The organism is uncultured Planktosalinus sp. (assembly GCF_963973675.1).
Classification (GTDB): Bacteria; Bacteroidota; Bacteroidia; order Flavobacteriales; family Flavobacteriaceae; genus Planktosalinus.
In genome coordinates, this window is record NZ_CAXBAN010000063.1 from 1 (window position 1) to 9,209 (window position 9,209).

Here is a 9,209-nt window from a genome sequence, read left to right on the forward strand (position 1 = left end):
CACCTTTGGGGGCATTTTGCGGAATGCAAACAATCATTTGTTTGGAGTTGAGCAAATCTTCTTCAATGAGTTCAGGATGATGTTCTTTAAGGTATTTACACAACGCTTCATCTTTGCCTATGCGAATGCGGCGGATGTAGTACTCATTGTGCCAGGCGTGAATGCCTGAAGAAGTACCCAACACCAGGGAGGTCGTTCCTGAAGGTTTGATAGTGGTGGTGCGGGCAGCTTTATTGATGCCTAGTTGAGAAGCTACTTCTTCATTTGTTTTTTTGACAAGCTGAGCGGCTTCATCCAGGTCCAGGCTGTCGAGTTTTCCGGAGGCAATACCTGTCATTCCAACGCCGATGAGGGCATCTTTTTCGGTATGGGTTTTCCATTTTTCGCGTAAGTAATGAAAATTGGTAAAGCCGGCCTGTAGGGTGCCTAAAAAAGCCGCTGTGGCCACACGCTCATTGAGGTCTTGTTGACTTTCGATGTTGCTGACATTGACTTCACACAAATTACAAAATTGGAAGGGTCGCAAAGCAATTTCACAACAGGGGTTGGTGCCCCAGTCTGAATTGTTAGTGAAGTAAAACCCGGGTTCGCCGCTACCACTCAGTTCGATTTTTTTCCACAGCTCAAAAAACGCACGTTCGCAAATGTGCTCGCGGTGCAGTACTGCCGAGTTGTTGGCACGTCCGCGTTGCTCGTTCAATTCCCACCATGGACCGAATTTGCTTGTTAACATATCCTCATCGTCGTGGGAGAATAGCGCAATCATCGCAGAACGACGGATGCCTCCTGCGAGAACTGCATTGGCGATGTGGCACATCATATCATGGCACTCCAGCGGGGTGAGTTGTTCGCCATCTTGTTTGCGGTCTAAAATAGCTGAAAGGTGGGCGATACAGATTTTAAGAGGTTCGGGTCCGGGTGCTTTTCCGCCGGCAGTGACGAGGCGGCTCCCTTTGGGTCGAATGTCTGAAAAATCAAAATCGGGTTTGGACTCGTGAATACCAAAATAGTATTTCAACAAAACTTTGACTGCATCTGCCCAACCTTCCAGGCTATCACCAACTAAAAATTTTCTTTGCTTGCTTCCTTTTTTGATGGGTGGCAGGCCGGCCACATGGTGCTTTTGTACTGAATAGCCCACACCGGTACCTCCAAGCAAAAGGAACATGGTTTCTGAGAATGCACGAATATCATCCACAGGCAAATACGCACAGTTATAAATCCGGCTGTGATTGCGGTTGATGGCCGGACCCGCAAACTGCATGGCTCGCATAGAGGGGAGTACCTTTTTGTTGCGGACCTGTTTCATGTGTTCCACTATTTGAGTAGTGAGTTTAGGGTATTTTTCCAGCATCATTTGCTCATAGCGGTCACAGATTTCCTGCCAAACCTCCCTGCGGTTCTGCTCGGGGAGGAAGCGGGCATATTTCATATGTACAACAATATCTGAGAGTATTTCCTGATTCATTTCCATAATTTTAACTATTTAATAGGTTAGCAATTGCTTTTAAAATTAAGTATTAAATGAATAAAAGATAATATTATCTTAAATAGCTATTAACAAAGTTTTCAACAAATAGGGTTTATCCGAATTATCCCGAATTTATACGAATTGGCCGGGTTGGAATTTATTGCAATACGGCTTTTTCCAGTTGTTTTGCTTTGGGAAAAAGGATGTTGTTTTCCAGATGCACATGCAAGTGGAGGTCGTTTTCAAACTCTTCAAGTTTGGCATAAAAGGCCTTGTAAGTATTGCAAGCACTTTCAGGTGGGGTATACTTATTTGATAAAAGTTCAATCTGACGAAACAGTTCGCCGGCATGTTCATGTTCATCTTCCATCATAGCTATGGGGTTGTTCACGGTTCCAAATGCCGGACGTGGAAGTGTGTGGCCTTCTTTTTGAGCATTTTTCATTTTTTTTATGAAGGGGAAGAGAATTAACTCTTCTTTTTTCATATGGCTGGCGAGTTCACCCACAATACTTTTTACCAATTCATTGATTTCCACCAATTCGGTGTAATGATGGCCGTGGACTTTCATCACTCTTTCAGCATACTGAAGGAGCAATGGAGAATTTTCTTCTACATAGGTGTGGTGGACATTGATGATATGATCGGTGAGGAAATCTGCTTGCCAGGATTTATAGTTATACGTACGATCGTGTTCAGTCAGTGCCTGGATTAATTCTTCTTCCAGACTAGCAACATCAAGCCCTTTTTTTTCACACGCCCGTTCAATGCTAACCCCACCGCCGCAGCAAAAGTCGATGCCGTGTTTTTTAAAGATGTGGGCGGTTTTAATGTTTTCTGTAACCAGGTCGGCAACGGTTTTTTGTTTTAGAGTTTCCATTTTTAGAGATATTAGATGTTAGACGATAGATATTTGAGTTCTTTTATGGTGTAAAGATCTTAAATGGCACCTTCTTATTTTATGACTTGGCGCATAACGATACTTTTAATGCGATGGAATCAGGCTATTGCTCAATAAAGCACTAAACTAAAATATTGTTTAATTGAGCAATATTTTAGTTTATTGTAGAATTTAACGATGTTAACATTATGGTAGCAATTATTAAAGGCGACATTAATGTCTCATGAGTATTAAAAATCCTTCTTTTTCGCTTTCGCAGAAATACGCCAAACCGGTAGAATGACCCATAAGGAGAGCATTCCGAAAGAAATCAATGCACCCAGCGAAGTACCCAAAAACTTTTTAAAGACCGCTCCTGTATAACTCAACAAAGCTGAAATATCAAGCTCCAGTAATATCAAGATGCGTGAAAGGTCAATAGGATTGAAAATGGTAGCTAGCAGTGAAAACTTATCCAGTGGGTACTCCTGAAAGTATACTAGAGCCAGTAAAAATAAACCGTCATAAATAACAGCGAGAAATAACCACAACAAAACAGCATACCCAAATCCTTTGATTTTATTTTCGTTGGAAAGAGCGATATTAAATGCCAAGGCGGTAAATATAAATGTTAAAAACACCCCTGTAATCAATAAAACAGTAAAGTTCCAAATGACTCCTGATTCAAAAAGTCCGTAAGCCGCGAAGGGAATTCCCAGCCCTAATACTAAGCTAGCGGATAGGGAGATGGCTACACCCAGGTATTGCCCGATAAAGATAGAGCTTCTTTTTACAGGTTGGGCAAGGAGGAGCTCTGTAAATTCTTTGGAATTGTAGTAGTACATCACTCCAAAAATAGTCCCAATCAAGGGAATCAGAATAATAATCACATTCATCAAGGTGATGACCGCTCCTGAAAGGTCGTTGTTGAGAAACAACAAGGTTACACCCAATAAGAGGTAAAATAAAAAGTAGATATAACTCCAGCGGCTGCGGGACAAATCGTAAAAGCTGTATTTTAATATTTTAAGCATGATTTTCAGATAATATGTTGGCTATGGCGTGTTCAAAATCTGTTTGGCCGGTTTTGGTTTTGAGTTCCTGTACCGAACCGTTGAAATATATTTTTCCTTCTAAGATAAAGATAACCCCTTCAGCGATTTCTTCCACAAAACTCATGATATGCGAAGTGATTAATATTGTTTTTCCTTTTGCTTTTTCAGCGTTAATGAGCTCTTTTAATCGTATGAGTGAAATAGGGTCCAGTCCCGAGGTGGGTTCATCTAAAATCACAAACGGACTGTCAAACATAAAAGTGAGCACCAAATTAACTTTCTGTTTGGTGCCTCCAGATAATGTGCTTAATTTTTTATTTAAAAAGGGTTCCAATTTAAAAAATGTGATGAGTTCGTCATCCTTAGCCGGTTTATTACGCAAGTCTTTGATCATTTTGATAAGTTCTTTCACGTTAAGGTTTCCCGGGAAGTTTGCAATCTGTGGCAGGTAATCAATTTCCTGACGGTACTTCCAGTCTTTGGAAATAGAGGTCTCATTGATGGTAATAGTTCCCTTGTTTGGCACGACCATTCCCAATATGCTTTTAATGAGAGTGGTTTTTCCACTGCCATTGGGGCCGAGTACCGCAAGGATGCTTCCTTTTTTTATAGTGAGGTCTACACCGTCTAATACGACGTTACTACCAAATTTTTTATGTAAGTTTTCAATAGTTACCATACAATTCGTTTCATTTTTGGGTTTTCATCAACAAGTTCTGCAGGGGTGAAAATAGGTGATACCTTTTCCGAAAAATCGATGATGTCAATAAATAAGCTTCTTAGTAAGATTATAGCTTCAGGCGTTTTGTTGACCAAATAGGAAAACAGTTTCACCGGCCGATAAGACACATCTCCAATGCCATCTTTATCGAGGTCATAACCGCTGTAGTCACTCCAGTAATTGTTATTGAATTTGTTGCTGTTGACTCTTCCTGCGTAAGCAACATCAAAGGAATTATGTAAAAAATTGTTTTCTGTAAAACTGTTTTCATAACAGGCACCATGCACTTTAATGGCATAGCCGTTTCCTATAAAGTTGTTTTGATGATAAATGATGCGGTTGGTGCCATCAGCATTGATGGCTACTGTATTGTCTTCAAAAATATTGTTTTTGAGTTCCACATCATTGATTTCCTTAAGTAGGAGTCCGTATGAAGCTGGCCCCCAATTTTTTCTAAAAGTATTATTGTACATAATAATTTTTTTAGAAAACATGACTGCGACGCCGGCACCGTTGTTTTCAAAATGATTGTAGTGATATTCGTTATCATTGGAAAACATAAAATGCAATCCATAACGCAAGTTATTTTTGGAAGTGTTTTTTTCGATGTAACTGTTGCTTCCAAATTCCAGATAGATGCCGTCACGCATTTTAAAGACATTGTTGTTTTTGATAACCACATTTTTAGAGTGCCAGAGGTGGATACCATTCCCGGCAGCGGCTTCTTCAGTAGCATTGCCGGAGATTGTGTTGCCTGAAATCAAACCGGTATCTGACTTTTCAATTAGGATACCGAAAAACGCATTTTCGATGGTCAAGTTAGTGATAGTAAAATTCTCAGCATAGGAAAGGAGAACTGCAGCAAATTCTTTTGTAAAACTGTTACCTACATTTTTGATTGTTAATCCATCAATAGTAACATTTTTGGCTTTGACACTAAAAATAGTGCCTTTGAGTTCGCCATCTATCACCGGATTGTCTTCTCCAAGTATGGTGAGTGACTTTTCTATCACGATAATACTGTGTTCTTTATAGACTCCTTTTTTAATGAGAATAGTATCACCATCAACAGCCTGTTCAATAGCAGTCTTTACAGATGTCGCTTCACAAGAGGCACAAACCACAATGGTTTTAGCCGTTATTGAGCTTGTGAAAAACAACATAGCAAGAAGTAGGTTAAGTAGTATTTTAAGACTAAAACGCTTCATTTATGAAAGGTGAATATTTTTAATGATGATTGTTTGTGGTGTTATCATTGAAATGAGACTGCAATGTTTCCCAACTATAAATTGTACCCGTATGCTCATTTTTGAGTGCTTCAGCCTTTTCCTGTGAATTAACAGCACTCAAATTAGCGCCCATAGGGCTCGTTATGCCTGGGCTGATGATAAAGTAAGCTTTTTGAGCATCTAACATTTCACCGGCATTGCTGTAATTGGCAACGAGAACTGTCGACAGAACTTCAGGAGTGTATTTTTCCTTAATATTATTTACCATACATTCTATGGCGTCATATTTAAATTGTTTTCCTTTTTTGGTGACAAGTTGTGCCGCGTGTGTTTGATCTACGATAGTCATTTTACAAAATTGACACGCATCGTGACCATAGGCAATGGGTTCTGGTTGCACGTTGCATGACATGCACACCAATGCAATGTTCATAAAAAGTAGTAGACTTTTCATAGTATTATTTTTTAAGTGTTTTAGCTTCTTTCCTGCCTACAAAATACGCAATTAATGTGAAAAGCATACCTAAAGCAAGTCCATAGCCTCCTAGTCGGGGGTAGGAGTGAGCAGTAAAGTTGAGTATGTGAGCTGTGCCTAGTAGTGGGGGTTTATAACTCAGAGGATTTCCATCTGCATCGGTAAGTTTTAGAATCGCTTTTGGATCGAGATCTGTTCCATAGTCTAACAACCAGGCATTAAAATCATACATACCCATTATACCCAGAACACTCATTAACACAAACCACCCTAAAAACCATTTGTAGCTCACTTTACCAAAAAAGCCTAAGATTCCAATCAAAACTCCAAGAATTACCATTCCGGTAATCACTTGTGGAAAGATTGTGAACTCCCACATTTCTTCAGCTTTGGGAATTTTTTTCATCCCTATGTAGTGGTTAACACCATCAATATTTTGAATGTCAAATTCTTCAACACCTTCAATACCATCAATATAGATGTTCATTCCCAACGGGTCAGGATATTGAGGAGCGCCTAGGGTAATATTCCATAAAGGGAACTTGAAAAGCCCCAAGAGTAACAGTGCTCCGAATATCATTAATATACTTGACTTTTTCATTTTGTGGAGTTTTAGATTTAAAAAGCGGGCAGACATAAAGGTGTACTACCCGCTTTACATCAAATCAAAAAATTAATAACCAATTAAACTTTTGTGATTTAATCGAGTGACCATTTTAAAGGTACACTACTGCCTTTTGGCGATACTCTTACATAGCCCTGCATTTCCTGGTGAAGTGCAGAACAGAAGTCTGTACAATAGAACGGCCATACACCCTCACGTTTGGGCTCCCAAATGAATGTTTTAGTAGCTCCGGGCATAATCAACAGTTCTGAAGTATTTGCGCCAATCATTGCAATACCGTGGGGAACGTCATAATCTTGCTCAAGATTTGTAACGTGAAAGTATACTTTATCTCCCACTTGAATTCCTTCAATATTGTCTGGTGCAAAGTGACTTCTAATCATCGTCATATAGACGTGTACTTCATTACCGTTTCGTTCTACACGTGCGTCTTTTTCATTTTTCACAGCCTGCGGGTGTTTATTATCTTCCAGCTTGAAAATCTTTTTAGAGTTTTTCATCACGATATCTGCCTTGATTCCGGCAGCATAGTGTGGTTCTCCAATGGTTGGAAAGTCGAGTAAGAGTTCCATTTTTTCACCTGAAATATCATAGAGCTGAGCAGAGTGGTTAACCTCGGGGCCTGTTGGTAAATACCGGTCTTTGGTGATTTTGTTCATAGCTACTAAGTATTTTCCAAAAGGTTTTTGAGAGTTTCCACCGGGAATCATCAAGTGACCTACAGAATAAAAGGTTGGCTGACGGTCAACCACTTCCCAGGTTTCCAGTTTCCATTTTACCACTTCAGAAGAGATAAAGAAGGTGGTATAAGCATTTCCTTTTCCGTCAAACTCGGTATGTAGAGGTCCTAAGCCTGCCTGTGAAACAGTTCCTGCACGGATGGATTCAAAACTTAACACCGGTACACCGTAAGCTTCGCCGTCATAGTCTTTTTCTTCGATGGCTTTAATCATTTTAGTGTATGAGTGGACGGTCAGGTCTGTTGACAATTTACCGCTTCCCACAATATATTCACCTGATGGATCTACGTCACAGCCGTGAGGAGATTTTGGGATGGGTAAGAAGAAGATGGCATCGGGCACATCGCGAGGGTCCACTGAAATGACTTCATTTTTCATGGTAGTTGTAGCGATGTGTGTGTGTTCATCCATCACGTTGTGAGCGTAGGGTACGTTCATTTTTTCACCACCACCATTTTTCACATATTCCTCGATTTTTTTCCAGTTTACGGCAGCGATGTAATCTTTATCGTTTTGAGAAGCGTTTACTTCCATTAAAGTATGTGCTTCTTCGGTATTGTAGGAGGTAAAGAAAAACCAGCCGTGAGATTTTGCTCTTCCGGGGTGTGCCAGATCATAGTTGAATCCGGGCATTGCAATCTGGAACTCCAGGTTCATTCGGCCGGATTCAGGGTTTACAGAGATGAAACTTAAAGGCCCTTTAAAGTTACCTTTCATTTCATCAATAGGCATATCTTTTTGAGGAGATGGAACTGCAAATCGAGTACCTGCTACTACATATTCTGTGTTTTCAGTAACAAATGCAGAAGCGTGGTTACCGGCACTATTAGGTACTTCAATTATTTCGGCTGTTTCAAAAGTGGTCAGATCAATTCGGGCAATACGAGGCGTATTATTTTCGTTGATAAACACCCATCGACCATCAAGTTCCCCATTGGTTTGTGAAATATCAGGGTGGTGTGAGTCTCCCCAAGGCACAAAACCATAAGAAGTGTTTAGCATAGCTTTGGTTTCTTCACTGTACCCATAACCTTTTTCTGCATCTTGTGAAAATACTGGGATTACTTTAAAGAGTCTTCCTGAAGGCAATCCATAAACAGAGAGTTGTCCACTGAATCCACCGGAAAAGAATCCGTAGTATTCATCATATTCGCCAGGAGCGACATAAGTTCGTTCGGCAGCGCTCGATGCCATTGCACCTGATTTTTTACTGCCTTGTTCTCCACCGCAGCCTACAAAAAGGGCAGCGATGAATATTGTAATCATACTGAGGGTTAGATTTTTCATATATATTGGTTTTAATTTTTAGGTAAAATAACGTCTTCAACAATGTGTACCCATCCGTTGCTTACGCTTACTGATGCAACAATTTTGGTGCCGCCAACATAGATGTCGTCCCCTTCTTTGGTAACATCTAAATATTTTCCGGAAGCCATATAAAGCTGCCTGTCTTTTTCAATATTGCGTTCCAGTGTTTCAATAGGGTAATTGCTGGGTGCGACATGATTGGTAAGAATATAAGCCAATTTCGATTTGTTTTCAGGCTTTAATAGGTCTTCCAGCGTTGCTTTGTCAATTTTATCGAAAGCAGCATTAGTGGGTGCAAAAACTGTTAATGGTCCTACATTAACTAATGAATTTTCAACTTCTGCGGCCTGAACAGCAGCCACTAAAGTGGTATGGTCTGGCGAATTGATGGCCAATCGCAGGGCATTGGGTTCAGCGCTTTCATCCTCAATAAAGGCTTGACCTTTATTGGATGTTGAGGCCTCAGTAATTGAAGTAGTGCTTTCTGTTGCTTCTTCAGTTTGTTGCTTGTCTTTGCATCCGGTTAGGACAATCGCAAACAACAACATAAATAATAAGGTTGTTTTCATAATTGGTTGATTTTAGTTGTTATTGAGCATCGTATTTTCTAAAGTATTCCAGAATTGCACGTGCGTCTTCTTCACTGACGTTTTGATTGGCCATTACAGCCATGTTTGATTCAATGAGTAGTTGTTTTGCAATGGG

General features: G+C 40.1%; 9 protein-coding genes and 1 pseudogene. All 10 read right to left on the reverse strand.

Going from position 1 to position 9,209, the window contains the following annotated elements; translation table 11 throughout:
* Positions 1-1,468, reverse strand: a 1,468-nt coding sequence (locus AACY61_RS03970; RefSeq protein ID WP_339610294.1) for a hypothetical protein, incomplete at its 3' end; no start/stop codon positions are given.
* 160 nt (positions 1,469-1,628) lie between these two features.
* Complete coding sequence (gene ric, locus AACY61_RS03975; protein ID WP_339610295.1) at positions 1,629-2,351, reverse strand: iron-sulfur cluster repair di-iron protein; 723 nt, start codon at positions 2,349-2,351, stop codon at positions 1,629-1,631.
* A gap of 251 nt (positions 2,352-2,602) precedes the next feature.
* Positions 2,603-3,385, reverse strand: a complete 783-nt coding sequence (locus AACY61_RS03980) for an ABC transporter permease (RefSeq protein ID WP_339610296.1) — start codon at positions 3,383-3,385, stop codon at positions 2,603-2,605.
* A complete protein-coding gene (locus AACY61_RS03985; protein WP_339610297.1) occupies positions 3,378-4,085 on the reverse strand; it encodes an ABC transporter ATP-binding protein in 708 nt (235 codons plus the stop codon). Before AACY61_RS03985 ends, AACY61_RS03980 begins: the two co-directional genes overlap by 8 nt.
* Positions 4,079-5,290 (reverse strand): nitrous oxide reductase family maturation protein NosD, encoded by a 1,212-nt coding sequence (locus AACY61_RS03990; protein WP_339610302.1) that lies wholly within the window; start codon positions 5,288-5,290, stop codon positions 4,079-4,081. The genes AACY61_RS03985 and AACY61_RS03990 overlap by 7 nt, the downstream gene beginning before the upstream one ends.
* A 64-nt stretch (positions 5,291-5,354) precedes the next feature.
* Complete coding sequence (locus AACY61_RS03995) at positions 5,355-5,810, reverse strand: nitrous oxide reductase accessory protein NosL (protein WP_339610298.1); 456 nt, start codon at positions 5,808-5,810, stop codon at positions 5,355-5,357.
* Between the two features lie 4 nt (positions 5,811-5,814).
* A complete protein-coding gene (locus tag AACY61_RS04000) occupies positions 5,815-6,432 on the reverse strand; it encodes a hypothetical protein (protein ID WP_339610299.1) in 618 nt (205 codons plus the stop codon).
* 98 nt (positions 6,433-6,530) lie between these two features.
* On the reverse strand, positions 6,531-8,483 hold the full coding sequence (gene nosZ / locus AACY61_RS04005) for a Sec-dependent nitrous-oxide reductase (protein WP_339610300.1): 1,953 nt from the start codon (positions 8,481-8,483) through the stop codon (positions 6,531-6,533).
* A gap of 11 nt (positions 8,484-8,494) precedes the next feature.
* On the reverse strand, positions 8,495-9,073 hold the full coding sequence (locus AACY61_RS04010) for a fasciclin domain-containing protein (RefSeq protein WP_339610301.1): 579 nt from the start codon (positions 9,071-9,073) through the stop codon (positions 8,495-8,497).
* A gap of 19 nt (positions 9,074-9,092) precedes the next feature.
* Positions 9,093-9,209 (reverse strand): annotated as a pseudogene (locus AACY61_RS04015) (cytochrome c); the annotation flags it as partial.

Bases quoted from the DNA above. Each gene is read 5' to 3' on its own strand.
- ric (WP_339610295.1), bottom strand. From the start codon at position 2,351: ATGGAAACTCTAAAACAAAAAACCGTTGCCGACCTGGTTACAGAAAAC.
- AACY61_RS03980 (WP_339610296.1), bottom strand. From the start codon at position 3,385: ATGCTTAAAATATTAAAATACAGCTTTTACGATTTGTCCCGCAGCCGC.
- AACY61_RS03985 (WP_339610297.1), bottom strand. From the start codon at position 4,085: ATGGTAACTATTGAAAACTTACATAAAAAATTTGGTAGTAACGTCGTA.
- AACY61_RS03990 (WP_339610302.1), bottom strand. From the start codon at position 5,290: ATGTTGTTTTTCACAAGCTCAATAACGGCTAAAACCATTGTGGTTTGT.
- AACY61_RS03995 (WP_339610298.1), bottom strand. From the start codon at position 5,810: ATGAAAAGTCTACTACTTTTTATGAACATTGCATTGGTGTGCATGTCA.
- AACY61_RS04000 (WP_339610299.1), bottom strand. From the start codon at position 6,432: ATGAAAAAGTCAAGTATATTAATGATATTCGGAGCACTGTTACTCTTG.
- nosZ (WP_339610300.1), bottom strand. From the start codon at position 8,483: ATGAAAAATCTAACCCTCAGTATGATTACAATATTCATCGCTGCCCTT.
- AACY61_RS04010 (WP_339610301.1), bottom strand. From the start codon at position 9,073: ATGAAAACAACCTTATTATTTATGTTGTTGTTTGCGATTGTCCTAACC.